Below are 23,922 nucleotides of genomic sequence, written 5' to 3'. Positions count from 1 at the left end.
TTCCGAAAGGCCGTCTGAAATGCCCTCCTCCCCAGAACCAATCTTCTCCGACACCGACCGCCGCCATATGCAGGCCGCCCTCACCCTTGCCCGCGAAGGCCGTTTTTCCACCAGCCCCAACCCCCGCGTCGGCTGCGTTGTCGCACGCGGCGGACAAGTCGTCGGACAAGGCTTCCACATTCGCGCGGGCGAGGCGCACGCCGAAGTGCACGCCCTGCGCCAGGCGGGGGAACTCGCACGCGGCGCAACGGCCTACGTTACCCTTGAACCGTGCAGCCACCACGGCCGCACCCCGCCCTGCGCCGAAGCCCTCGTTGCGGCGGGCGTGTCGCGCGTCGTCGCCGCCATGTCCGACCCCAACCCGCATGTGGCCGGGCGCGGCCTTGCCCTCTTGGCGGCGGCGGGCATCCGCACCGAATGCGGCCTGCTGGAAGCCGAAGCCCGCGAGCTCAACCGCGGCTTTCTCTCGCGCATCGAACGCGGCCGCCCCTTCGTCCGCCTCAAATGCGCCGCCTCGCTCGACGGCAAAACCGCCCTTTCAGACGGCCGCAGCCAGTGGATCACCAACGCCGCCGCCCGCGCCGACGTGCAGATACTGCGCGCCGAAAGCTGCGCCGTGCTCACCGGCATCGGCACGGTGCTTGCTGACGACCCGCTGCTCACCGTCCGCGCCTTTCCCGCCGTACGCCCGCCCGAGCGCGTCGTCCTCGACAGCCGCCTGCGTCTGCCGCAGACCGCCAAACTGCTCGCCGACGCCTCCGCGCCCGTCCTTATCCTGACCGGTGAAACCGACCCCGCCAAACACGCCACCTTCGCCCGTTTCCCACACGTTTCCCTCCGCGCCATACCGCTGCTTTCAGACGGCCTCCTCGACCTGAACGCCGCCCTCTCCGCGCTGGCGGAACAGGGCATAGGCGAAGTGTTGGCCGAAGCGGGCGCAACGCTGGCGGGCGCACTGCTGCGGGCGGATTTGGTGGACGAAATCGTGCTCTACCAAGCGCCGAAAATCCTCGGTACGGCGGCGCGCGGCCTGTTTGAGCTGCCCGAAAACCCCGCCGCCCTCGCCGCCCAAGCACATTGGCAGACCGTGTCTGCCGACATTCTCGACGGCGATGTGAAATGGGTGCTGCGGCGGACAGAGGCCGTCTGAACGCACTTTCAGACGGCCTGATGGAAAACATAACGTGAAGCGGAAAGAAAAATGGATTTTTGGCACGGCTTTTGGCTGATTACGGGCATACATCTTCTGGCGGCCGTGTCGCCCGGCCCGGATTTCGTGCTGGTGTCGCAGCAGACGCTGGCACACGGGCGCGGCACGGGGCTGCTGTCCGTGCCGCGCGTCAACAGCGGTTTCCGCAGGGCGGGGCATTGGATAGACCGCGTTCTCGGCACGGCGATGGCGGTGCTCGGCGTGAAAGTGATGACGGGCTGAGGCCGTCTGAAATGTGCGGGGAACATTTCAACGGATAAGCCTGCCGTGCGGCAGAATGTCCAAAGGCCGTCTGAAAAACCATATTCCAAGGTTTTCAGACGGCCTCAATCAGCGGAGACAGCCTGTGAACAAACGCAAAACGGAAAAACGCCAAGCCCGCGCCGCGCGGCGGCGCTGCTGCTGATGCCGTGGCTGAAATGCCTGCTGCGCCATGCTTCGTTTTGAACGGCGAAAATAAAAAGGCCGTCTGAAACCCGTTCAGACAGCCTTTTCTTTACCGAACCTTTACATTGTCGGATAATGCGCATTTTGCTCCATCCGACTACACACAAGGAATCCCTCATGGCATTTTTGAAACTCACCGACCAAAACGTCTCCGGCAAAACCGTACTCATCCGCGCCGACATGAACGTACCGTTTAAAGACGGCAAAATCAGCGACGACACGCGCATCCGCGCCTCGCTCGCGTCCATCCGATACTGCCTCGACAACGGCGCGGCGGTTATCGTGATGACCCACCTCGGCCGCCCCACCGAAGGCGAGTTCCACCCCGAAGACGACGTCGCCCCCGTGGCCGCGCACTTGGGCGCGCTGTTGGGCAAAGAAATCAAAGTGTTCAACGACTGGCGCGAAAACAAACCCGTTTTACAGGCGGGCGAAGTGGCGATGCTGCAAAACGTGCGCGTCAACAAAGGCGAAAAGAAAAACGATGCCGAACTCGGCCAAGCCTACGCCGCCTTGTGCGACGTGTTTGTCAACGACGCATTCGGCACGGCACACCGCGCCCAAGCCTCCACCGAAGCCGTCGCCGCCGCCGCGCCGCTCGCCTGCGCGGGCGTGCTGATGGCGGGCGAACTCGACGCGCTGGGCAAAGCGCTGAAAAACCCCGCCCGCCCGATGGCCGCCGTGGTTGCCGGCAGCAAAGTGTCCACTAAGCTCACCATCCTCGAATCGCTGGCCGACAAGGTGGATCTGCTGATTGTCGGCGGCGGCATCGCCAACACCTTCCTGCTCGCCTCGGGCAAACCCATCGGCAAATCGCTGGCCGAACACGATTTGGTGGAAGAATCGAAAAAAATCATGGCCAAAATGGTGGCCAAAGGCGGCAGCGTGCCCCTGCCGGTTGACGTGGTAGTCGCCAAAGAATTTGCCGCCGACGCCGAAGCGACCGTCAAAAATATCGACGATGTGGCGGCCGAGGACATGATTCTCGACATCGGCCCCCAATCCGCCGCCGCGCTCGCCGCGCAGCTCAAACAGGCGGGCACCATCGTGTGGAACGGCCCGGTAGGCGTGTTTGAATTCGACCAGTTTGCAGGCGGCACCAAAGCGCTGGCCGATGCCGTTGCCCAAAGCAGCGGCTTCTCCATCGCAGGCGGCGGCGACACCCTCGCGGCCGTGGCCAAATTCGGCGTAACCGAGCAAATCGGCTACATTTCCACCGGCGGCGGCGCGTTTCTCGAATTTTTGGAAGGCAAAGAGCTGCCCGCCGTGGCCGCGCTGGGAAAACGCGGCGCGTAAGGCCTGCAACGTTTTCAGACGGCCTTTGCACAAACAGGCCGTCTGAAAACGGGAGAAACGCCGTTTTGCCGTTGGCGCGGCAGACATGAAAAGGCCGTCTGAAAATCCGATTTCGGGTTTTCAGACGGCCTTTTTTTGACACGGAGGCGCAGGAGCGGGACGGGCGGCAGCCTGCACGGCATCAGACGTCGGCGTCCGAACCGTGTTTCAGACGGCCTCTGTCCGCGCAAACGGCGGCACGGGGCAGCCGACCTGGCGCAGCAGGGCGCAGGTTTCGTAAACGGGCAGACCCATCACGCCGCTGTGGCTGCCGTTGAGGCTGCGCACGAAAACGCCGCCTATGCCCTGTATGCCGTAAGCACCCGCTTTGTCGAGCGGCTCGCCGCTTGCGACATAGGCGTCGATTTGCGCGTCGTCGAGTTCGGCGAAGACAACGGTGCTGGTGTGGAGGATGCTGCGGCTGAGGCCGTCTGAAAACAGGCAGACGGCGGTGAGGACTTGGTGTTCGTTGCCGGAGAGGGCGGCGAGCATGGTGCGGGCGTGGTCGGGCGATTCGGGTTTGCCGAGGATTTCGCCATTGAGGACGACGGCGGTGTCGGCGCTGAGCACGGGGGCGGCGGGCGGTGTCTTGCCCGCGTTTTGCCGTGCGGCAAGGGCGGCGGCGTTTTTTTCGCAGGCCATGCGGACGACGTAGGCGGCGGGGTCTTCGTGCGGACGGGGCGTTTCGTCGATGGCGGCGGCAATGCATTCGACGCGAAAGCCGAGGTTTTCGAGAATCTCGCGGCGGCGCGGGCTGCCGGAGGCGAGATAAATGAGGGGTGCGGTCATGTCGGGTTTTTCCTGTTTGCGCGGGGAAGGGCGGCATTATATCGGCAGAGGCCGTCTGAAAGCGCCGCGCCCTGTTCAAATGCTCTCGGAACGGTGTTTCAGACGGCCTCTGCGCCGTTGCGGCGGCACGCTCTTCCGCCCGTCGGCGGCCGCGTGTCTGGCAAAATGAAACGGTGTTACAATCCGCGCTCTTTTGCCAACCCGTACCGTCTGCCGTTTCCCGCCATGAACCGCCCATCCGCCGCCTTTGTTTTTTTGTTCGCGCTCGGCCTGCCCGCCGCCGCGTTTTCAGACGGCCTCTCCGATGCCGCAAAGCAGGAGAGGCCGTCTGAAAACGCAGCGGAGCAGAAGCCTTCGTTTGCCCAACGGATGAAAAACCGCCTCGGCCTGAACAAGAAAACGGAAGACGGGGCGGCGGCGCTGACGCCGAAGTTTCCCGTGACGGTGGAGGCCGCGCCCGCCGATGTGAAGGAAATGATTGAAACGCACCTGCCGCTGATTACGCAGCAGCAGGAAGAAGTGCTCGACGAAGAGCAGATGGAGTTTCTCGCCGAGGAAGCGCCCGAGCAGGTGCTGACGATGCTGAAAACCAAGGGTTATTTCAACGCGCGGGTGACGGTGTCGCGGCAGGGCGCGGGCTATCTGGTGAAGGTGGAGAGCGGGGCGCAGACGACGACGGGCAATGTCAGCGTTGCCATTCTCGGCGATGTGCTGCAAGACGAAAACCTCGGCGCATATTACCGTTCGGCTTTGGAAAACTGGGCGCTGCCGGTGGGCAGCGTCTTCAACCAAGACGATTGGAGCAGCAGCAAAACCTCGGTGTTATCGGCCGTGCGGCGCAAGAAATACCCGCTGGCGGAATTTTCCTCCACCCGCGCCTTGGTCGACCCGGTTAAGCGCAGCGCCGATTTGTCGGTGGCGGTGGAAAGCGGCAAACCGGTTTACTTCGGCGAATTGGAAATCAGCGGCACCAAGCGCTATCCCGAAAGCGTGGTGCGCGGGCTGGCGCAGTTTGCCCCCGGTTCGCCCTATGATTTGGACAAGCTGCTCGACTACCAGCAGGCTTTGGAGCAGGACAGCCACTATTCGGGCGCGTCGGTGCAGGCCGACTTCGCCAATCTGGCGGCCGACCGCGTGCCGGTGAAAGTGACCGTGTCGGAAATGAAGCGGCAGAAGCTGGAACTGGGCGTGCGTTTCGATTCGGAATACGGCTTGGGCGGCTCGTTCGGCTACGACCACTACAACCTCTTCGGCCGCGGCTACACCGGCTCGGCGGTGGTCAACGCCGACCGCTACGAGCAAACCGTCGCCGCCGGTATCAGCCAGCCGCGCAACAGCCGGGGACGCTACTGGACCAGCTCCGTGTCCTACAACCGCAAAACCACGCAGAAACTCGAAACCGAAACCATCACCGCCGGCCTGTGGCGCGTGCGCGACCGCAACGGCATCGAATCGCGGCTGGGCATCGAATATGTCGAAGACAAATCGAAAATTCCCGACGCTAAAATCAACCTCGGCCGCTCCTTCGCCACCATGCTCACCGCCTCGTGGAAAAAACAGAGCATCGAAACCCAGCTGCGCCCCGAAAACGGCTACTACCTCGACATCAAAGGCGGCACCACCCTCGGCAGCCTGATGTCTTCCTCGTCCATGCAGCGCATCGCCGGCGGCGCGGGCTACTACTTCACCCCCGAGAACAAAAAAATCGGCACCTTCGTCGCCCGCGGCCAAATCGGCTTCGTCAACGCCAGCGACAGCAGCGATACCCCCGCCGTACTGCGTTTCCGCACCGGCGGCGCCACCTCCGTGCGCGGTTACGAACTTGACAGCATCGGCCTGGCCGGCCCCTCCGGCTCTGTCCTGCCCGTCCGCGCCCTCGCCGTTGCCAGCGCCGAATACCAATACCCCATCAACAAAAGCTTCGCCGCCGCCCTGTTTCACGACATGGGCGACGCGGCACACAGCTTCCAAGACATGAAACTCAAACACGGCACGGGCATCGGCGTGCGCTGGTTCAGCCCCGTCGCCCCCTTCTCCTTCGACATCGCCTACGGCCACCAGGACAAAAAAATCCGCTGGCACATCAGCTTGGGAACCCGTTTCTAAATGACCGCGACACACGACAAGGCCGCCGAAAGGCCGTCTGAAAATGAAAACCCCACCCCCGTGCCGTTTGAAAACGAAGGCGGCGGCGCCAACGGCGAAAGGCCGTCTGAAAACCCGAAAAAGCCGAAAAAAAGCCTGCCGCGCCGCCTTATCAAAGCCCTGCTGTGGCTCCTCCTCATCCTCATTCTGACGCTGGCGGGTGCGCTCTACTGGCTCGCCGCCACTGAATCCGGCCTGCGCGCCGCCCTCTACCGCCTGCCCGAACTGGGCGGCGTGCATATCGGCAGCAAAACCCTCAAAGGCACGCTGTGGCACGGCTTCGAAGGCGACGGCTGGACAGTGCGGACACCCTCCGCCGACATCGAAATCAGCCGCCTCGCCTTCCGATGGCAACCCGAACAAATCTTTTCAGACGGCCTTTTGCACATCAAAGAAATAGACGCGGGCGACATCCATATCCAAAGCAAACCCACGCCGCCCAAAGACAGCCCGCCCGCCAAACTGCCCGACAGCATAGACCTGCCGCTGGCCGTACAGATCGACAAACTCTCCGTCGGCAAAATCAGCAGCGGCAAAGCCCGCACTGTCTTCGTCACCCGCATCGACGTCGCTTACGCCTACAACCGCCGCAGCCACAAACTCACCGTCTCCCGCCTCGTCACCCCGTGGAGCGGCAACGACGGCACGCTGGAAATTCAGACGGCCTCCCCCTTCGCCCTCAAAGGCAGCTTTGGCGGCATAGCCGTGCTCGACGACATCGTCAGCGAAACACAGCTCAAACTGGCGGGCGACCTCAAACAAACCGCCCTCACCGCCCGCCTCGCCAGCGGCGACGTCAAACTGAACGCCGACGCCCTCGTCAGCCTGTTTGAAAACCGCCTCGACAAACAAATCGACCACGTCCTGATTAAAGGCAGCGGCATCGACCCCGCCGTCTTCGCCGAAGGCGCGCCCGAAGCCGACTTCGACTTCGACGCCACCATTGTCCCCTCCGCACAGCGCGGACTGGCGCTCGAAGGCTCGATCGACCTCGCCAACCGCGTCGCCGCCCCCGCCGAAAACAACGCCCTGCCGGTACGCACCGTCTTCGGCGACTTCACCGTCGGCAAAGACGGCGTTTTGTCCGTGCACGACGTCGAAGTCGGCCTGCTGGGCAAAGGCCGCGTCCTGATCGGCGGCCAAACCGACACCGACAAGGACACCTTCGGCATGAAGGCCGTCTTAAAAGACGTCGCCACCGCCGACCTCTCCGCCGCCGCCTACCGCGACACCCTCAACGGCACGCTCTCCCTTAACGGTAGCTACCGCGAACCCGAAGCGGCCTGGGACATCCGCACCGAACGCGCCCGAAGCGAAGGCCGTCTGAAAATCGCCGCCGACACCCAACTCGGCCAGCGCACCCTCGAAATCGCCGCCGCCTCCGTGAAGCCCGACGACGGCGGCTCGCTCGACGCACACGGCAGGCTCGAACTTTTCAACCGCCGCCTGCTGTCTGTCGAAATTGCCGCCGACCGCTTCAACCCCGCCAAACTCCATCCCGACCTGCCCGCAGGCAGCGTCAACGGCCGCGCCGTCCTCAACGGCGAATTGGCCGACCTTGTCCTGAACGGCAAACTGACGCTCGGCAACAGCACCCTCTCCGGCGCCGTCCTCTCCGGCAGCGCCGACGTACAGTATGAAAAACAGCACCTCAGCCGCGCCAAAGCCGACATCGTCCTCGGCCGCAACCGCCTCAAAGCCGACGGCAGCTTCGGCAAAGCGGGCGACCGTCTCAACCTCGACCTTGCCGCGCCCGAACTCGACAAATTCGGCTTCGGCCTCGGCGGCGCGCTCAACGCCAAAGGCTACATCGCGGGCGACCCGAAAAAACTGTCTGCTGACCTCACGGGCAGCGTGCGCGGCCTGCGCGTGCAAAACGCCGTGTCCGTGCGCGAACTCGACTTCAAAGCCGCCGCCTCGCCCGATTACAGCCTGCCGCTCAACCTGCAAGTGCGCGGCCGCGACATCGTGGCGGGCGGCAAAGACGGCACGCGCATCGACACCGTCAACGCCGCCGTCACCGGCACCGGCCTGCGCCACAACGTGCGCGCCGACGGCAGCATGGCGATGGGCGGCAAACACTACAAACTCGACCTCGAAGCCGACGGCGGCCTGAACAAAGACAATGTTTGGAAAGGCACGCTGGGCAGGCTCGATCTGTCGGGCGGCTTCAACCTCAAACTGCAAAACCGCCTCGCTCTCGAAGCGGGCGCGCAGCGCGTGGTGCTGGGCGCGGCGCAGTGGGCGGCGATGGGCGGCCGTCTGAACATGGAGCGCTTCGTTTGGGACAAACAAAACGGCCTCACCAGCAAAGGCAGCGCCGCCAACCTCAACGTCGCCGAGCTGCACAGCTTCTTCAAGCCGCCCGTCGAACACAACCTTGTTCTCGCCGCCGACTGGGATCTGGCTTACAGCCGCGACGCGCGCGGCTTCCTCAACGTGCGCCAGCAGTCGGGCGACATCGTCATCCCCTACCGCAAACAGGCGCTCGGCCTGACCGGCCTCGTTTTGCAAACCCGCCTGCAAAACGGCCGCATCGACAACCAAATCTCCGGCAAAACCCGCTACGGCGAACTCTCCGGCAGCGTCGGCATCAGCCAGCAGTTCGGCAGCTCCATCCTGCTCGCGCCCGTGTCCGGCAGCGTCAAACTCGACATCCCCGACCTGGCCGCGCTGAAAAACCTGATGCCCGTCGGCCAAAGCGTGAAAGGCAGACTGGCGGCCGCGGCCACCGTCGGCGGCCGCGTCGGCGAGCCGCAGCTGGGCGGCACGCTCGAGGGCAGCGGCCTTTACTACATCAACCGCGATCTGGGCGTCATTCTCGACAACGGCAGCCTGCGTTCGCGCTTCGTCGGCCGCGAATGGCAGATACAGGCGCTCAAATTCCAACGCGGCAGCGGCAGCGTCGCCCTTGCGGGCAGCGTCGGCTGGGGCGGCGGCATTCCCGTCGTCGATGCCTCGGCCGTGTTCGACAAATATGAAATCCTCGACAAACCGCGCCGCCGCCTCGCCGTCAGCGGCGACACCCGGCTGCGCTACACCGAGAAAAACGGCATCACCCTTACAGGCCGTCTGAAAGTGGACGAAGGCCGCTTCGGCATGCAGAAATCGGGCATGCCGACGCTGGACGACGACGTGGAAGTGATCGGCGAAGCGAAAAAAGAACCCTCCGCCGCCGTGCCCATCAGCATGGACATTGCCCTTGATCTCAACGACAAAGTCTATTTCAAAGGCGAAGGCGTCGACGTCACCCTCGGCGGCCAACTCAAACTCACCGCCAAGCCCAAGCAGGACGTGCAGGGTGTCGGCACGATTAAAGTCGTCAAAGGCAAATACAAAGCCTACGGCCAGGATTTGAACATCACCAAAGGCACGGTGTCCTTCGTCGGCCCCTTGTCCGACCCCAACCTCAACATCCGCGCCGTACGCAACCTCTCGCCCGTCGACGCGGGTGTGGAAGTGGTCGGCAGCCTGAGCAGCCCGCGCGTCACCCTCGTTGCCAACGAGCCGATGAGCGAAAAAGACAAGCTCTCCTGGCTCATCCTCAACCGCGCCAGCAGCGGCAGCGACGGCGACAACGCCGCCCTCTCCACCGCCGCCAGCGCCTTCCTTGCGGGCAAGCTCAACGACAAAATCGGCCTGGTCGACGATTTCGGCATGACCAGCCGCCGCAGCCGCAACGCGCAGACAGGCGAACTCAACCCCGCCGAGCAGGTGATCACCGTCGGCAAGCAGCTGACAAGCGAGCTGTATCTGGGCTACGAGTTCGGCCTCAACAGCGCCAGCCAGACGGTCAAACTCGTCTACCAGCTCACGCGCAGCATCCAGGCCATCGCCCGCGTCGGCTCGCAGTCCTCCGGCGGCGAAATCAAATACGTCGTCCGCTTCGACTGACGAAAGGCCGTCTGCAACATACAAGGCCGTCTGAAAGCCCGTAGCGCTTTCAGACGGCCTTGGTGTTTTCTGCGTTTGCACCTGCCGCCTACCGCCGTTGCAAGCGGCGAAAAGGCCGTCTGAAAAACCGACGGCGGATTTCAGACGGCCTCAAAAAACGCGCCACCGTTGCAAACCGCAAAAAGGCCGTCTGAAAAGGTTTCAGACGGCCTCTGCGTTTTCTTCCGCTCAGCGGCAGGCTTCGATGCACTCGCGCACCAGCTCCGTGCCCCGGTAGACCATGCCGCTGTACAGCTGCACCGCCGTGGCGCCGAGGCGGAGTTTTTCAGCGGCGTCGGCTCCGCTCATGATGCCGCCCACGCCGATGACGGGGAGTTTGCCGTCGATATGCTGCGCCAGAAGCTGCAAGACGCGGTTGCTTTTTTCGCGCACGGGTTCGCCCGAGAGGCCGCCTGCTTCGGCGGCAAGCGGGTGGCTGCCGAGGGCGGTTTTGTCGATGGTGGTGTTGGTGGCGATGATACCGTCCATTTCCACTGCTTTGACGACGCGGGCGATGTCGGCAATTTGCGTTTCGTCCAAATCGGGCGCGATTTTGACGGCGAGGGGGACGTATTTTCCGTGCGCGGCAGAGAGGTGTGCCTGTTTGTCTTTCAGGGCGGCGAGCAGGGCGGTGAGTTCGTCTCCGCCTTGCAGCTCGCGCAGGTTTTTGGTGTTGGGCGAGGAGATATTGACGGTGATGTAGTCGGCGTGGGCGTAGGCTTTTTCGAGGCAGATCAAATAGTCGTCGGCCGCGTTTTCCATCGGTGTGACGGCGTTTTTGCCGATGTTGATGCCGAGGATGCCGCGGCGGCGGCTTTTTTCCAGGTGGCGTATCATCGCGTCGATGCCTTCGTTGTTGAAGCCCATGCGGTTGACGATGGCGCGCTGTTCGGGCACGCGGAACAGGCGCGGCTGCGGGTTGCCGCGCTGGGGTAGGGGGGTGACGGTGCCGACTTCGACGAAGCCGAAGCCCAGCGCGAAAAGGGCGTCGGTGTAGGCGCCGTTTTTGTCGAGGCCGGCGGCGAGGCCGACGGGGTTGGGCAGGGTCATGCCCATCAGCGGCGTCGGGCGCGTGTCGCGCTCCACGGCGGGCAGCAGGCCGCAGCAGGCGGCGGTTTTCAGGGCGTTGAGGGCGAGGTGGTGGGCTTTTTCGGGATCGAGGGCGAACACGAGGGGGCGGAGCAGGGAATACATGGTTGGAGGCCGTCTGAAAAGAAAAAAACGGGCGGATTCTACCCGAATCCGTCCGTTTTATCAGTTGTGCCGCCGTGTTTAAAAGCCGCGTCGGCCTTCGAGAAAGGCGATTTCGTCGGGCGTGCTTTCGCGTCCCAGCACGGCGTTGCGGTGCGGATAGCGGCCGAAGCGGCTGATGACGAGCTGGTGTTTGAGTTCGAAATCCAGCGGGTTGCCGGGGGCGTATTGTTTGAAGACGCCGACGGCATGGGCGTGCACTTCGGGGCTTTCGCTGTGCATGAAGGGCATGATGACAAACTGGCGCTCGTCGGGCGTCATCGAGGCGAAGCCGGGGCGGGTGATGGCTTCCTGCGCCAGGCACAGCGCGGCCAAGTCCTGCGCGAAAGCCTGCGGGCTGTTGCGGAAGAGGTTGCGCGAAAACTGGTCGAGAATGATGATTTCGGCCAGCCTGCCCTGCATGGTTTTGCGCCAGCCCGAAAGTTCGCCCGCCGCCGCCTGCCGCCACAGGGGGAAGAAGAGGAGGCGGATTTTTTCGTCGAATTCTTTGCTTTCGGCAAACCAGTAGGGGCGGCTTTCTTCGGAAAACCAGAAATCCAATACGGCTTGTGTGTCGATGGTCATTGTGTCGTTCCTTTTTCTGTTCGGAAAATGCGGCTGCCGCCTGTTCGGACGGCTTCAGTGTACTTTCAACAGCTCTACTTCAAACACCAGCGTGGCGTTCGGCGGAATCACGCCACCCGCGCCGCGAGCGCCGTAGCCCATTTCGGGCGGGATGGTGAGCTTGCGTTTTCCGCCTTCCTTCATGCCGGCGAAGCCTTCATCCCAGCCGCGGATAACCTGACCTGCGCCGAGTTTGAACTCGAAGGGCTGGCCGCGGTCGAGGCTGGAATCGAATTTGCTGCCGTCGGCGAGGCGGCCGGTGTAGTGGACGCTGATGCGGCGGCCTTTTTCGGCTTCGGCGCCGCTGCCGGTTTCGATGTCTTCGATGATGAGGCTCATGATGTGCTCCTTTGTGTCGGTTGGGAAACGGGAGGCCGTCTGAAAGGCGTGTGCTTGTTGCAGACGGCATATGCGGGCGCATTGTAGCAGGGTTTGGCGCGAGGCCGTCTGAAACGGCTTTCAGACGGCCTTTTTTGTTTTCACTACCTTGAAGCCCCGCTTTCAGACGGCCTCAAGTTTGGCGAACGCGGTATCCAGCTCTTTCACGCCTTGTTTGCCGAAATTGATGGTCAGGCGGGCGGAGTTGCCCTTGTCGGCGGCGTCGATGATTACGCCCGTGCCGAATTTGGCGTGGCGCACGTTTTGGCCGATGCGGAAGCCCGCGTAGCTTTGCGCGGGTTGGTAGTTTTCGGCGGGGCTGCTGCGGCGCAGCGGGGGAGCGTCGGCAAAGGCGGCAGATTTTTTCGGCGAGAGAAAGTGCAGCACTTGGGGCGGGATTTCTTCGACAAAGCGCGACACTACGCCGAATTGGGTTTGGCCGTGCAGCATCCGCTGTTGCGCCATGCTGATATACAGCCGTTTGCGCGCGCGCGTGATGGCAACGTACATCAAACGGCGTTCTTCTTCGAGGCCGCCGCGCTCGGCCAGCGAAAGCTCGCTGGGGAAGCGGCCTTCTTCCATGCCGGTGAGGAACACGGTGTCAAATTCCAAGCCTTTGGCGGCATGCACGGTCATGAGCTGTACCGCGTCTTCGCCTTCGCCCGCCTGGTTTTCGCCCGATTCGAGCGCGGCGTTGCTTAAAAAGGCGAGCACGGGAAAGGCGGGGTCGGCGGCGGCGTTGTCGGGCAGGATTTCAAAATTGCTTTCTTCGGGCTTGAACGCGATGGCGGCGTTGACGAGTTCGTCGAGGTTGTCGAGGCGGTCTTGGTGGTCGCCTTTTTGCGTTTGGTAATACTCAACCAAGCCGCTGTCGCGCACGATGCCGGACATGATTTCGGCCAGCGGCATCTGGCCGATTTGCGTACGCAGGTTTTCAATCAGGCGTACGAAGGCGGCGACTTTGGCGGCTTTCGCACCGGCGGCGCAGGCGGCCTGCCAGAGGGATATGCCCATTTCGGACGAGGCCGTCTGAATGTTTTCAATCGTGCGCACGCCGATGCCGCGCGGCGGCACGTTAATCACGCGCAATAGGGCGTTGTCGTCGTCGGGGTTGACGGCGAGGCGCAGGTAGGCGAGCGCGTGTTTGATTTCTTGGCGTTCGTAAAAGCGCAAGCCGCCGTAGATTTTGTAGGGCAGGCCGCTGCGGAACAGGGCTTGTTCGATCACGCGCGATTGGGCGTTGCTGCGGTAGAGCACGGCGGTTTCGCGCAACAGCTTGCCTTCGCGGTGCAGGGCTTTGGTTTCTTCAACGACAAACTGCGCTTCGTCAGAATCGGAGGGCGCGGAGAAAAAGCGGATTTTGTCGCCCGCTTCGGCATCGGTACGCAGGTTTTTGCCCAAACGATCGCCGTTGTTTTCAATCACGGCGTTGGCGGCGGCAAGGATGTTGCCCACCGAGCGGTAGTTTTGTTCGAGTTTTACCGGCGCGTCGATGTGAAATTCCTGCATCAGTGCTGTCATGTTGCCGACGTGCGCGCCGCGAAAGCGGTAGATGCTCTGGTCGTCGTCGCCCACGGCAAACACGGCGGCGTGTTCGCCCGCCATCAGCTTGAGCCATTTGTATTGCAGCTTGTTGGTGTCTTGGAATTCGTCAACCAGAATATGGTTGAAACGGTTTTGGTAGTGCGTACGCAGGATTTCGTTGCGCGCCAGCATTTCGTAGCTGCGCAGCATCAGCTCGGCAAAATCGACCACGCCTTCACGTTGGCAGATTTTGTCGTATTCGGCGTAGCACTCAATCATGCGGCGCGTGTGCGGGTCGGGTGCTTCGAGCGCGTCGGCACGCAGGCCGCTTTCTTTTTGCGCGTTGATAAAGCCCTGCAATGAGCGCGGCGCGATGATTTCTTCGGCGATGTTGAGGCTTTTGAGCAGGCGTTTGATGAGGGAAAGCTGGTCGCCGCTGTCGAGGATTTGAAAGGAAGACGGCAGGCCGGCATCGCGGTAGTGCAGGCGCAAAAAGCGGTGGCACAGGCCGTGGAACGTGCCCAGCCACATGGCGCGCACGTTCACGGGAATCATCGCGCCCAGCCGCGTCTGCATTTCTTTGGCGGCCTTGTTGGTAAACGTTACCGCCATGATGCTGTGCACGCTGGCCTGGTTGGTTTGCAACAGCCAGGCGATGCGCGTGGTGAGCACCCGCGTTTTGCCGCTGCCTGCACCGGCCAAAACGAGCGCGGAGTGCGGCGGCCAGGTGACGGCGGCGAGCTGTTCGGGATTGAGGTTTTGCAGCAGGGCGGAGGGGGATTCGTTGGGAAACATGAGAGGCCGTCTGAAAAATCGGAAAGGGCGTATTTTAGCGGATTAGGCCGTCTGAAAATGCGTTTGCGGGTTTTCAGACGGCCTCTGCGGATGGGGCGCGGACGGCGGACGATACGCCCTGCCCGAATGTCGGAGGCCGTCTGAAATTCCGTAGAAACGGTTTTCAGACGGCCTTTTTATGTTTTGCTCTGCGCCGTTCAAACGCGGCTGCGGTTGGCGTCGGCCAACAGGGCGAGCAGCTCTTCGGTGGTGTCCCAGCCGATGCAGGCGTCGGTGATGCTTTGGCCGTAGGTTTCGGGTTTGTCCTGACGGCCTTCGACGAGGTGGCTTTCGACCATCACGCCCATGATGTCGTTTTCGCCGTTTTTGAGCTGCTGCGCCACGTCGCGGGCGACTTCCATCTGGCGGGTGTAGTCTTTGCGGCTGTTGGCGTGGCTGCAGTCGATCATCAGCTTGGGGGTGACGTCCGCTTTGGTCAGTTGCTCAGATGCTTCGCGCACGAAGCGGCTTTCGTAGTTCGGCTCTTTGCCGCCGCGCAGGATAACGTGGCAGTCGGGGTTGCCTGCGGTGTGGACGATGGCGGAATGCCCCGCTTTGGTGACGGACAAAAAGTGGTGCGGATGACTGGCGGCACCGATGGCGTCGATGGCGATTTTGAGGTTGCCGTCGGTGCCGTTTTTGAAGCCGACGGGGCAGGAGAGGCCGCTGGCAAGCTCGCGGTGCACCTGGCTTTCGGTGGTGCGCGCGCCGATGGCGCCCCAGGAAATCAGGTCGGCGTAATACTGCGGCGTAATCATGTCGAGAAATTCGGTGGAGGCGGGCATGCCGAGATTGTTGAGATCGAGCAGCAGGCGGCGCGCCTGGCGCAGGCCGTAGTTGATGTCGAAAGTGCCGTCCAGATGGGGGTCGTTGATGAGGCCTTTCCAGCCGACGGTGGTGCGCGGTTTTTCAAAGTAAACGCGCATGACGATGAGCAGCTCCTGTTCGTATTGTTTTTTTAAGGGCAGCAGCTTTTGCGCGTATTCGAGGGCGGCGGCGGGGTCGTGGATGGAGCAGGGGCCGATGATGGCGAGCAGGCGTTTGTCGCGGCCGTGGACGATGTCGGCGATTTGGCGGCGGGTGCCGGCGACGAGTTCCTGCGCGGCGTCGCCTGCGGGCAGCTCGTAAAGGTGGGCGATGGGGGGGAGGAGTTCGGCGATGCCGCTGATGCGGATGTCGTCGGTGCGGTTTTTTTTGGTCATGGCGCGGCCTGTTGTTTTTATGATGAAAGGAGGCGAAGGATAGCGGCGGCGGCGGGGAATGGCAAGCCGCACGGTGCTTCTTCGGCAATAAAATTGCTTTGTTCTGCTTTTTTTATCCATTTTGTTATTTTTCAGGCTGTTTTTTCTTTTGTTTTGGCATTTTGTTGCGCATCAAGCCGTCTGAAAGGTTTCAGACGGCCTGATGCGGAAAGTGGTGCGGGATTCAGAGCGGCTTGTCGATGCGGGCGATGCCGACGGCGTCGGGGCCGATGTGGGCGCCGATAACGGGGGAAATGGGGAAGGCTTTGGGCATGATGCCGGTTTTGCGGTGCAGCCTCTCGGCGAGGTTTTCGTAGAGGGCGCGGTTGCCGCCGTAGAGGCCGTAGAGGCGGACGGGTTTCTGCCGCAGGGCAGCGGCGGCGCTTTCCACCAGCGCGTCGAGGGTGTTTTCCGTTTTGCGGCCGATGTCCACGCGCGAGAATTGTCCGTCGTAAAAGCGCAGCACGGGTTTGAGGTCGAGCAGGCCGGCGACGAATTTTTCCGTGGTGTTGAGGTGCGGCAGTCGGCGCAGATGGGCGCGGCTGTGGACGCTGAACACGATTTCGGCGCCGGGTTTGAGGCGTTCGAGGTGTTCGACCACGTCGGCGGCGGCAAAGCCCTGGCGCAGCAGCTTCACCGCTTCGAGGGCGAAGTGGCCTTCGGCGATGCAGGCGGTGCCGGTGTCGACGATGTAGGTTTGGATGTCGCGCGCCGTTTCCGCCGCGACTTTGCGCACGGTGTTAACGGTGTCGCTGATGCGGCCGCTGAGGGTGGTGACGATGATTTCGCGGTAGCCCGCGTTGCGTATCTGGCGGAACAGGCTGCGGACGGCAGCTTCGGAGGGCGGCGAGGTGCGGGTTTCGCCTTCAGGGTGTTCCGTTTGGCTTTGGTAGAAGGCTTCGGGGTGCAGGTCGAGGCCGTCGGCGTAGACGAGGCCGTTCATGTGGATGTTGAGGCGCAGGATGTAGAGCAGGTCGTCGAGGTCGGAGAGCTCGTCGAGCGAGCCGGTGGAGGTGGCGACGACGGCGCAGCGTATGGGCGGTTCGGTAAGCGGGGCGGACATGGCGGGACGGCGGAGAAAACGGATGAAAAACGAGCGCGGATACTAAGCGTTTGCGCGGCAGCTGTCTAGTGTAGAAAACGGTTTAATGCAATGAAATTTATCCGAAAAATGCGGATGATAGTTTTTTGTGCGGCTAAACGGGGCGGGTGGCGGAAACCGTGTTTTCAGACGGCCTTTTCCGTCTCAGCCGCGCGCTGCCAGAGCCTGCGCCAGCCAGTCGAGCGCGAAGGACACGGCCTCCCGCCGTATTTCGTCGCGGCTGCCGTGAAAATGCGCGGTGCGGGCGGTTGCGCCTGCGGCCGATGCCAAACCGAAGCACACCGTGCCCACCGGTTTTTCCGCGCTGCCGCCGCCCGGGCCGGCGATGCCTGTCACGGAAAGGGCGAAGTCGGCTTGCGCCGCTTTGAGCGCGCCCGCGGCCATTTCGCGCGCCACCGTTTCGCTGACCGCGCCTTCGCGCCGCAGGCTGTCGGGCGAGACGCCGAGCAGCTTTTGTTTCGCTTCGTTGCTGTATGTGACAAAGCCCGTTTCAAACCAGGCCGAGCTGCCGGGCAGATGGGTGAGCTGTGCCGAGAGCAGCCCGCCCGTGCACGATTCGGCGCAGGTGGCTTTCAGACGACCTGATGCCAGGGCGGCGGTGAGTGCGGCGAGTGTGTCCATAAAGAATGTTCCGTAGTTGCGTCGGCCGATTGTATGGCAAGTCTGCGGCGAACGCACGGGCGGCATGGCATCGGGCGCGTGCGTTCGGGTATAATTCTTATTTGTAAGAATCTGCACTGAGGCCGTCTGAAAACGAAGTCAAACAGCGCTTTCAGACGGCCTCGAATCAAAAACAACGGACACAAGGAGCTAACATGAAACACCCCGAAAACCCGAGCCGCCGCCGTCTGCTGCAAAACGCCGCCGCCCTCTCCGCCGCCGCCGCGCTTGCCGCCTGCGGCAAAAACGGCGATACCGCCGAAGGCGCGAAGGAGAGGCCGTCTGAAAGCCAAGGCGAAGGCGGGCAGTTTGCCAGCCACAGCCAAACCGCCTACGACTGCTACGGCACGCACCAGGCAGGCATCACCACGCCGCACCAGCCCTTCGGCATCCTCTGTGCCTTCGACATCACCGCCGCCGACCGCGCCCGCCTGATCGACTTTTTCCGCACCCTTACCGCCCGCATCGAATTTCTCACCAAAGGCGGCGAACTTATCGACGGCGACGACAAACTCCCGCCCGCAGGCAGCGGCCTGTTGGGCAAAGTGCTGCCGCCCGACGGCCTCACCGTCACCGTATCCGTCGGCCACAGCCTGTTCGACGGCCGCTTCGGCCTCGCGGGCAAAAAGCCCAAGCATTTGCAGGAAATGAAAGACTTCCCCAACGACGAACTGCGCAAAGAATGGTGCGACGGCGACATCGGCATCCAAATCTGCGCCTTCTCGCCCGAAACCTGCCAAAACGCCCTGCGCGACATCATCAAAAACACCGCCAAATACGCCGTTATCCGCTGGACGGTGGACGGCTGGCTGCCCAAACCCGAGCCCGGCGCCATCGCCGCCCGCAACCTGTTGGGCTTTCGCGACGGCACGGGCAACCCCGACGTGTCCGACCCCAAAATCGCCGACCAGGTTCTGTGGACGGGCGTGGCGGCCAACAGTCTCGACGAGCCCGCGTGGACGAAAAACGGCAGCTATCAGGCCGTGCGCCTCATCCGCCACTTCGTCGAATTTTGGGACAGAACGCCACTGCAAGAGCAAAACGCCATCTTCGGCCGCGAAAAATACAGCGGCGCGCCCTTGGGGCAGAAACACGAGAGCGATATTCCCGACTACGGCAAAGACCCCGAAGGCAAAGTCATCCCCAAAGACAGCCACATCCGCCTGGGCGACCCGCGCGATCCCGAGTTTATGAAAAAACACCTGCTCTTCCGCCGCCCGTTCAACTACTCGCTCGGCCTCGCCAAAAACGGCCAGCTCGACGTCGGCCTCATCCTCGTCATGTATCAGGCCAACCTCGACGACGGCTTTATCTTCGTGCAAAACCGCCTCAACCTCGAACCCTTGGAAGAGTATGTCAAACCCTTCGGCGGCGGCTATTTCTTCACCCTGCCGGGCGTGGAAAAAGGCGGCTTCCTCGCACAGGGGCTGCTGCTCGATTAAAACGCCCCGCCTGCGACGCATGAGGCCGTCTGAAAGCCCGAAAAGGCTTTCAGACGGCCTCTGTCCATTTGGGTTTCTGCCGCAATGCCCGCGCGTACACGGGGCAGCTTTCGTCGTGCGCGCCTTTGAGATAGCCCGTGCTCATTAAAAATTCGCCGACGATTTCGCCGCCGACAAATTTGAAATGCCGTCTGAACAATTTGACCCATTCGTTTAAGCTGCGCGGATGGTGCGCGTCGAGCCAGTTTTCAAACGAGCCGTATTCGCGCTGCAAAGCCAGAATTTGATTGGCGTTGAAAATGGCGGCATTGATTTTCAAACGGTTGCGCACGATGCCCGCGTCGGAGAGCAGGCGCGCGCGGTCGGCTTCGTCAAAGGCGGCCACGGCGGCGATGTCGAAGCCGCAGTAGGCCGCATCAAAAGCGGCGCGTTTGTTTAAAATCAGCGTCCAATTCAAACCGGCCTGATTGATTTCCAGCACCAGCCGTCTGAATAATTCTTTGTCGCTATGGATTGGAAAACCGTATTCGCAGTCGTGGTAATGCTGGTTGGGGTCGCCGCTGCCTTCGGGCAGGGCGTTGGCAAAATCGCAATAGCTCATGTGTGTTTCTTTGTTTGAAAGTTTTAAAAGGCCGTCTGAAAACCTGTTGGGACTTTTCAGACGGCCTTTCGGTTGGTTAGCCCAACGGGATTTCGCCCATTTCTTCAAACACCGCTTGCGGAAAATCCTGCCGCAGGCGCTGTTGCAGATAGGCGGCGGTGTCGGCTTCGATAAGGGGGTCGCTTGCGGGGAAGCGGTTGTAGATCAGCATGGCCACGGGAATGTTGCGCGTTTGGCAGGCTTCAAGCGAGAGCAGGGTGTGGTTGATGCTGCCCAGCCGCCCGGATGTCAACAATACCAGCGGCCAGCCTTCGCGTTCGAGCAAATCCAGCGTGGTGTCTTGCCCGTTAAGCGGTACGGCCAGGCCGCCTGCGCCTTCGACGAGGACGAGATCGTAACGTGCAGCCAAGGCTTCGGCGTGGCGGGCAATGAGGCCGCTGTCGATGTGCTCTCCCGCTATGCGGGCGGCCAGATGGGGCGAGCAGGGATAGGGGAAAAGGTAGGGGCAGGTTTCGCCTGCGAGGTCTTCGGGCAGCGGCGCGATGCCTTGGATACGGCGGTGCAGCGCGAGGTCGTCTGAAAAGCCGTTGCAGCCGGTTTGCACGGGTTTGAAGGTAATCACGCGCAAGCCCTGCTGCATCAGGCGTGCAGCCAGATGGCCGGTGGCGTAGCTTTTGCCGATGCCGGTGTCGATGCCGCCGACAAAAACAATCTTGCCTTTGAGGCCGCTTGAAAACAGTTTAACGTTCATATTCTTCCCTTAATGCGCCGATGAGGCCGTCTGAAACCTGCGCCAGCTCGTCGGGGGAAATGATGTAGGGCGGCATGGTGTAAACGAGTCTGCCAAACGGGCGCAGCCAGATGCCGCGCTCGACGAATTTGGGCTGCAAACGGCGCAGGTTCACAGGTTCGTGCATTTCCACCACGCCGATGGCGCCGAGTACGCGCACGTCTTTTACCGCCGCGATTTCACGCGCGGGGGCGAGGCCGTCTGAAAGCTGCCGTTCAATCCGCGCGACATTGCTCTGCCAGCCGTCTTCCAGCAGCAGCTTCACCGATTCGGCAGCCACGGCGCAGGCGAGCGGGTTGGCCATAAAGGTGGGGCCGTGCATAAAGCAGCCCGCCGCGCCGCCGCTGACGGTGTCGGCGATGTGTTTGTGCGTTACCGCCGCCGAGAGCGTGAGATAGCCGCCGGTTAAGGCTTTGCCGAGACACATGATGTCGGGCACAACACCGGCGTGTTCGCAGGCAAACAGTTTGCCGGTGCGGCCGAAGCCGGTGGCGATTTCGTCGAAAACCAGCAATACGCCGTGCCGGTCGCACAGTTCGCGGGCAGTTTTCAGGTATTCGGGCGAATAAAAATACATGCCGCCCGCGCCCTGTACGACGGGTTCTAAAATCAGTGCGGCGATTTCGTGCGCGTGTTTTTCCAAGAGATCGGCCAGCGGCGCGGCGGCCTCTTCGCGCCACGCTTCGCCGAATTTCACGCTCGGCTGCGGCAGGAAAAACTGCACGGGCAGGCTGCCGGAAAACAGGCCGTGCATACCGGTAACGGGATCGCACACCGACATGGCGTGCCAAGTGTCGCCGTGATAACCGGCGCGGATGGCGGCGAATTTGTGTCGCCCTTTTCGATTGAGCGCGTGCTGGTACTGCACCGCCATTTTCATCGCCACTTCCACCGCCACCGAGCCGCTGTCGGCGTAAAACACGGTGTCCAAACCCTCGGGCAGAATGCCCAGCAGCAACTCGGTGAGTTCGCCCGCCGCGTCGTGGGTGAAGCCGCCGAACATCACATGGCTCATCTTTTCAAGCTGGCGCGCGGCGGCGGCATTCAGGCGCGGATGGTTGTAGCCGTGCACCGCCGCCCACCACGACGACATGCCGTCGATGAGCGTTTGCCCCGTTTTCAAATGAATGCGCACGCCCTCGGCGCGTTCGACGGGATAAACGGGCGCGGGGTCGGCGGTGGAGGAATAGGGATGCCAGATGTGGGCTCGGTCGAGGGTGAGGAGGGTGTCGGTGTTCATGGTTTGGGGGGATTGATGGTGGAACAACACAAGCGGGTATTTTGCCAAATAACGCAAATGCGGTTTGTGAGGCAGGGTGGGCGGCGGGGACGGCCTCAGCAGTCTTTTATTCAGACCATGCCGAACCTAAGGTAGGGTGTGTCGCCCCAAGTCGACGCACGCGGTCTGTGTACCGCACAACCAATCCGAGAGTTCGCCTGCGAATCCCAAACCGCGTGTGTGGCTGCGCCACCCCCTACCTTGGCGACAGAGGCCGTCTCCGCCTGCACGGGGATGACGTTTCTGAAAAGTGTTTTTGGTTGCGCCGAAACTGCGTTTTAACTTCGTTGAAGCTACGCTTTCAGACGGCCTCAACAGTCTTTGCCGGTGATGCGGAAGGGGGCGGCGACGGGACGGCCGTCGGCGGCGAGGACATGGAATTCGAGGGCGTAGCGGCCTTGGGTGAGGATGTCTCGTTCGGCGCGGCGGCGGCAGCTTTCGCGCACCATGCCGCGCTTCATTTCGGCCTGGGCGCGGCGGCGGGCGGCGGGGGTGATGCCGTGTGTGTTTTTCAGGCGTTTGAGGACGACGGTGTAGACGAAGGTGTCGTCGGCTGCGCGGTAGCGGATGTCGCGCACGGCCACGTCGGGGTCGTCGTCGCGGTTGGCGCGGCGCAGCATTTGCGCGGCTTTGCGTCCTTCGGCGTCGCGCTGCGCGCTGCTGAGGCCGGCAAGCTGGCGGCCGAGCGGCGGTTCGTCCGACTGGCGGGCGCAGGCGGCGAGGAGGAGGGCGGCCAGAATCAGGGCGGTTTTGTTCACGGGAGCTCCTTTGTGCGGGGAAACGGTTGGTTTTGCACCGCTGCGTGTCGCGTGTTCGGAAACGTCATCCCCGCACAGGCGGGGACGGCCTGAATCCGTTGTGGCGCGGTGCGGCTTGGTTGCGCTTTGCAATACGCGTTATGCAGCCTTCGGCGGCGGGTGTTTCCTGTTTCGAGGCCGTCTGAAAAACGGGTTCAGCCGCTGCTTTGGTGGTCGCGCAGGATTTTTTCGTACACAGCTTCGGGCAGGTAGCGGCGGACGGTGTCGCGCCAGCCGACGGGGCCGACCATGCCTTTGACGAGGGTGGACGACACTTCGGCGTATTCGCGCGGCGGAATCAGCAGCACGGTGGCGATTTCGGGTTGGAGGTCGGAATTGATGTGGCGGATGGTGCGTTCGTATTCGTAGTCCGAAGCGCTGCGGATGCCGCGCACGATGTAGCCCGCGCTGACGCTGTGGGCATAGTTGACGAGGAATTGGTTTTCGTAGGAATCGATGCGCACGTTGGCAAAGGGCGCGGTGATGTCTTCGAGCATTTTGCGGCGCTCGGCGACGGTGTAGGTGGATTTTTTGTCGGGATTGACGCCGATGGCGACGATGAGTTCGTCGAAGAGCGCCTGCGCTTCGCGTATCATCCACAGGTGGCCGTTGGTAGGCGGGTCGAAGCTGCCGGCATACACGGCGCGGCGCAGGGCTTTGGTTTGCATATTGTTTTTGGTGCTTTGGTGCAGCTGGTGGGAGGGCGGGCAGGATAGCGGGATTGTGAAGAAATGTCAAAAGGCCGTCTGAAACCGTAAGGGCTTTCAGACGGCCTTTTGCCGGAGCGCTTAGTCGTCGCTGCCGGCGAGGGACAGAAGGATGTGCAGCAGGCTGCTGAAGAGGTTATAGAGGGAGATGAAGATGGACAGCGCGGCGCTGATGTGGCTGTCTTCGCCGCCTTCGATCACTGTGCGGGTCTGCCACATGATCATGATGGAGCTGAAAACGACGAAACCGCCTGCAATGGCCAGGCCGAGGGCGGGAATGCCCAGTGCGAAGTTGGCGATAACGGCTATCATCAGGACGATGGCGCCGATGGTGAGGAAGCGGCCGAGCGCGTTGGTGTTGATGTTGGCTTTCTGCGCCATTACCGACATGACGCCGAAGATGGCGGCGGTCATCAGGGCGGCGGTGCCGACCAGTCCCGCACCGCCGGGGATGCCGAGGCTGTATTGCAGCAGCGGCGAGATCAGGGCGCCCATGCCGAAGGTGAAGACCATCAGTAGGCCGGCACCGACGTTGCTGTAACGGTTTTTCTCAATCAGGAAAATCATGCCGTAGAAGAAGGCGAGAACGGCGATGAAACCCGCCCAACGGTTGCCGGTGAGGGCGTAAACGTTGAATCTGGTGGCGGCTGCCGCAAATGCGCCCAGCGCACAGGGGATAAAGGACAGCGCCAGGAGGCCGTAGGTTTTGCGCAGAACGGTGCTGCGCTGTACGCCGGCGGGGTTGGTGTAGTCGTAAACATCATTTTGCATGGTGTCGTTCCTATGTGTGGGTTGGTAAAAAACGCGCGATTGTAACAGCAAGCGGCTGTTTGTTGGGGAAATTGTGCGTCAGT

21 protein-coding genes are annotated in these 23,922 nt (G+C 62.3%); 6 read left to right on the top strand and 15 right to left on the bottom strand.

Annotated elements, in window-relative coordinates; genetic code table 11:
* The first annotated feature begins 19 nt into the window (after nt 1–19).
* The 3 genes from ribD to ACLD9W_RS04005 all read left to right on the top strand — a co-directional run bounded on the left by ribD (nt 20) and on the right by ACLD9W_RS04005 (nt 2,953).
* Entirely contained in the window at nt 20–1,150 is a 1,131-nt protein-coding gene (gene ribD / locus ACLD9W_RS04015; protein ID WP_410840803.1) for a bifunctional diaminohydroxyphosphoribosylaminopyrimidine deaminase/5-amino-6-(5-phosphoribosylamino)uracil reductase RibD, read from the top strand.
* Between the two features lie 51 nt (nt 1,151–1,201).
* Complete coding sequence (locus tag ACLD9W_RS04010; protein WP_410840802.1) at nt 1,202–1,432, top strand: hypothetical protein; 231 nt, start codon at nt 1,202–1,204, stop codon at nt 1,430–1,432.
* A 342-nt stretch (nt 1,433–1,774) separates the two neighbouring features.
* Nucleotides 1,775–2,953 (top strand): phosphoglycerate kinase, encoded by a 1,179-nt coding sequence (locus ACLD9W_RS04005; protein WP_410840801.1) that lies wholly within the window; start codon nt 1,775–1,777, stop codon nt 2,951–2,953.
* 207 nt (nt 2,954–3,160) lie between these two features.
* Here ACLD9W_RS04005 and ACLD9W_RS04000 read toward each other — a convergent pair whose 3' ends face one another.
* On the bottom strand, nt 3,161–3,781 hold the full coding sequence (locus ACLD9W_RS04000; protein ID WP_410840800.1) for a Maf family protein: 621 nt from the start codon (nt 3,779–3,781) through the stop codon (nt 3,161–3,163).
* Between the two features lie 165 nt (nt 3,782–3,946).
* On the opposite strand from ACLD9W_RS04000, the gene ACLD9W_RS03995 reads away from it, so the two are divergent.
* Together ACLD9W_RS03995 and ACLD9W_RS03990 are read left to right on the top strand one after the other, a co-directional pair.
* The gene (locus ACLD9W_RS03995) at nt 3,947–5,887 is read left to right on the top strand and encodes an autotransporter assembly complex protein TamA (protein ID WP_410840799.1); all 1,941 of its coding nucleotides are present in this window, start codon (nt 3,947–3,949) and stop codon (nt 5,885–5,887) included.
* Complete coding sequence (locus ACLD9W_RS03990; protein ID WP_410840798.1) at nt 5,888–9,820, top strand: translocation/assembly module TamB domain-containing protein; 3,933 nt, start codon at nt 5,888–5,890, stop codon at nt 9,818–9,820. It abuts the gene before it with no gap.
* A 228-nt stretch (nt 9,821–10,048) separates the two neighbouring features.
* Here the strand turns inward: ACLD9W_RS03990 and ACLD9W_RS03985 are convergent, their stop codons facing one another.
* From ACLD9W_RS03985 to ACLD9W_RS03950, 8 genes are all read right to left on the bottom strand, one after another.
* Nucleotides 10,049–11,053 carry a quinone-dependent dihydroorotate dehydrogenase gene (locus ACLD9W_RS03985; protein ID WP_410840797.1) on the bottom strand — a complete coding sequence of 335 codons (1,005 nt, stop codon included), beginning with the start codon at nt 11,051–11,053 and terminating at the stop codon, nt 10,049–10,051.
* Nucleotides 11,054–11,131: 78 nt separating this feature from the next.
* Entirely contained in the window at nt 11,132–11,674 is a 543-nt protein-coding gene (locus tag ACLD9W_RS03980; protein ID WP_009427581.1) for a DUF924 family protein, read from the bottom strand.
* 54 nt (nt 11,675–11,728) lie between these two features.
* A complete protein-coding gene (locus ACLD9W_RS03975) occupies nt 11,729–12,052 on the bottom strand; it encodes an FKBP-type peptidyl-prolyl cis-trans isomerase (RefSeq protein WP_410840796.1) in 324 nt (107 codons plus the stop codon).
* 162 nt (nt 12,053–12,214) lie between these two features.
* On the bottom strand, nt 12,215–14,410 hold the full coding sequence (locus ACLD9W_RS03970; protein WP_410840795.1) for a UvrD-helicase domain-containing protein: 2,196 nt from the start codon (nt 14,408–14,410) through the stop codon (nt 12,215–12,217).
* 42 nt (nt 14,411–14,452) lie between these two features.
* Nucleotides 14,453–14,611 (bottom strand): hypothetical protein, encoded by a 159-nt coding sequence (locus ACLD9W_RS03965; RefSeq protein ID WP_410840794.1) that lies wholly within the window; start codon nt 14,609–14,611, stop codon nt 14,453–14,455.
* On the bottom strand, nt 14,608–15,651 hold the full coding sequence (gene aroG, locus ACLD9W_RS03960; protein ID WP_410840793.1) for a 3-deoxy-7-phosphoheptulonate synthase AroG: 1,044 nt from the start codon (nt 15,649–15,651) through the stop codon (nt 14,608–14,610). The genes ACLD9W_RS03965 and aroG overlap by 4 nt, the downstream gene beginning before the upstream one ends.
* Before the next feature lie 223 nt (nt 15,652–15,874).
* Nucleotides 15,875–16,753 carry a DegV family protein gene (locus ACLD9W_RS03955; protein ID WP_410840792.1) on the bottom strand — a complete coding sequence of 293 codons (879 nt, stop codon included), beginning with the start codon at nt 16,751–16,753 and terminating at the stop codon, nt 15,875–15,877.
* Nucleotides 16,754–16,936: 183 nt separating this feature from the next.
* Nucleotides 16,937–17,413, bottom strand: coding sequence for a CinA family protein (locus tag ACLD9W_RS03950; protein WP_410840791.1), 477 nt, complete (start codon nt 17,411–17,413; stop codon nt 16,937–16,939).
* Nucleotides 17,414–17,607: 194 nt separating this feature from the next.
* Between ACLD9W_RS03950 and efeB the strand changes: the two genes are divergently transcribed.
* Nucleotides 17,608–18,894 carry an iron uptake transporter deferrochelatase/peroxidase subunit gene (gene efeB / locus ACLD9W_RS03945; RefSeq protein ID WP_410840790.1) on the top strand — a complete coding sequence of 429 codons (1,287 nt, stop codon included), beginning with the start codon at nt 17,608–17,610 and terminating at the stop codon, nt 18,892–18,894.
* A 49-nt stretch (nt 18,895–18,943) separates the two neighbouring features.
* On the opposite strand, the gene ACLD9W_RS03940 is transcribed toward efeB, so the two are convergent.
* The 6 genes from ACLD9W_RS03940 to ACLD9W_RS03915 all read right to left on the bottom strand — a co-directional run bounded on the left by ACLD9W_RS03940 (nt 18,944) and on the right by ACLD9W_RS03915 (nt 23,839).
* Nucleotides 18,944–19,495 carry a DNA-3-methyladenine glycosylase I gene (locus ACLD9W_RS03940; RefSeq protein WP_410840789.1) on the bottom strand — a complete coding sequence of 184 codons (552 nt, stop codon included), beginning with the start codon at nt 19,493–19,495 and terminating at the stop codon, nt 18,944–18,946.
* Between the two features lie 76 nt (nt 19,496–19,571).
* On the bottom strand, nt 19,572–20,246 hold the full coding sequence (gene bioD / locus ACLD9W_RS03935) for a dethiobiotin synthase (protein WP_410840788.1): 675 nt from the start codon (nt 20,244–20,246) through the stop codon (nt 19,572–19,574).
* Nucleotides 20,236–21,525 (bottom strand): adenosylmethionine--8-amino-7-oxononanoate transaminase, encoded by a 1,290-nt coding sequence (gene bioA / locus ACLD9W_RS03930; protein ID WP_410840833.1) that lies wholly within the window; start codon nt 21,523–21,525, stop codon nt 20,236–20,238. The genes bioD and bioA overlap by 11 nt, the downstream gene beginning before the upstream one ends.
* Nucleotides 21,526–21,875: 350 nt before the next feature.
* Nucleotides 21,876–22,322, bottom strand: coding sequence for a hypothetical protein (locus ACLD9W_RS03925; RefSeq protein WP_410840787.1), 447 nt, complete (start codon nt 22,320–22,322; stop codon nt 21,876–21,878).
* A gap of 194 nt (nt 22,323–22,516) precedes the next feature.
* A complete protein-coding gene (gene coaD / locus ACLD9W_RS03920) occupies nt 22,517–23,029 on the bottom strand; it encodes a pantetheine-phosphate adenylyltransferase (RefSeq protein WP_410840786.1) in 513 nt (170 codons plus the stop codon).
* A gap of 120 nt (nt 23,030–23,149) precedes the next feature.
* Nucleotides 23,150–23,839, bottom strand: a complete 690-nt coding sequence (locus ACLD9W_RS03915; RefSeq protein ID WP_410840785.1) for a Bax inhibitor-1 family protein — start codon at nt 23,837–23,839, stop codon at nt 23,150–23,152.
* Between the last annotated feature and the right edge of the window lie 83 nt (nt 23,840–23,922).

This window comes from Neisseria sp. WLZKY-1, from assembly GCF_046546535.1.
Lineage (GTDB): Bacteria > Pseudomonadota > Gammaproteobacteria > Burkholderiales > Neisseriaceae > Neisseria.
The sequence above is the reverse complement of the archived record's forward strand: the minus strand, read 5'-3'. Positions and strand labels throughout refer to the sequence as shown.

Excerpts from the sequence above, each read along its gene's own strand:
- efeB (WP_410840790.1), top strand. The coding sequence starts at position 17,608 with ATGAAACACCCCGAAAACCCGAGCCGCCGCCGTCTGCTGCAAAACGCC.
- ACLD9W_RS04010 (WP_410840802.1), top strand. The coding sequence starts at position 1,202 with ATGGATTTTTGGCACGGCTTTTGGCTGATTACGGGCATACATCTTCTG.
- coaD (WP_410840786.1), bottom strand. The coding sequence starts at position 23,029 with ATGCAAACCAAAGCCCTGCGCCGCGCCGTGTATGCCGGCAGCTTCGAC.
- ACLD9W_RS04000 (WP_410840800.1), bottom strand. The coding sequence starts at position 3,781 with ATGACCGCACCCCTCATTTATCTCGCCTCCGGCAGCCCGCGCCGCCGC.
- ribD (WP_410840803.1), top strand. The coding sequence starts at position 20 with ATGCCCTCCTCCCCAGAACCAATCTTCTCCGACACCGACCGCCGCCAT.
- ACLD9W_RS03950 (WP_410840791.1), bottom strand. The coding sequence starts at position 17,413 with ATGGACACACTCGCCGCACTCACCGCCGCCCTGGCATCAGGTCGTCTG.
- ACLD9W_RS03975 (WP_410840796.1), bottom strand. The coding sequence starts at position 12,052 with ATGAGCCTCATCATCGAAGACATCGAAACCGGCAGCGGCGCCGAAGCC.
- ACLD9W_RS03955 (WP_410840792.1), bottom strand. The coding sequence starts at position 16,753 with ATGTCCGCCCCGCTTACCGAACCGCCCATACGCTGCGCCGTCGTCGCC.
- ACLD9W_RS03980 (WP_009427581.1), bottom strand. The coding sequence starts at position 11,674 with ATGACCATCGACACACAAGCCGTATTGGATTTCTGGTTTTCCGAAGAA.
- ACLD9W_RS03915 (WP_410840785.1), bottom strand. The coding sequence starts at position 23,839 with ATGCAAAATGATGTTTACGACTACACCAACCCCGCCGGCGTACAGCGC.
- ACLD9W_RS03940 (WP_410840789.1), bottom strand. The coding sequence starts at position 19,495 with ATGAGCTATTGCGATTTTGCCAACGCCCTGCCCGAAGGCAGCGGCGAC.
- bioA (WP_410840833.1), bottom strand. The coding sequence starts at position 21,525 with ATGAACACCGACACCCTCCTCACCCTCGACCGAGCCCACATCTGGCAT.
- bioD (WP_410840788.1), bottom strand. The coding sequence starts at position 20,246 with ATGAACGTTAAACTGTTTTCAAGCGGCCTCAAAGGCAAGATTGTTTTT.
- ACLD9W_RS03995 (WP_410840799.1), top strand. The coding sequence starts at position 3,947 with ATGAAACGGTGTTACAATCCGCGCTCTTTTGCCAACCCGTACCGTCTG.
- ACLD9W_RS03970 (WP_410840795.1), bottom strand. The coding sequence starts at position 14,410 with ATGTTTCCCAACGAATCCCCCTCCGCCCTGCTGCAAAACCTCAATCCC.
- ACLD9W_RS03990 (WP_410840798.1), top strand. The coding sequence starts at position 5,888 with ATGACCGCGACACACGACAAGGCCGCCGAAAGGCCGTCTGAAAATGAA.
- ACLD9W_RS03985 (WP_410840797.1), bottom strand. The coding sequence starts at position 11,053 with ATGTATTCCCTGCTCCGCCCCCTCGTGTTCGCCCTCGATCCCGAAAAA.
- aroG (WP_410840793.1), bottom strand. The coding sequence starts at position 15,651 with ATGACCAAAAAAAACCGCACCGACGACATCCGCATCAGCGGCATCGCC.
- ACLD9W_RS04005 (WP_410840801.1), top strand. The coding sequence starts at position 1,775 with ATGGCATTTTTGAAACTCACCGACCAAAACGTCTCCGGCAAAACCGTA.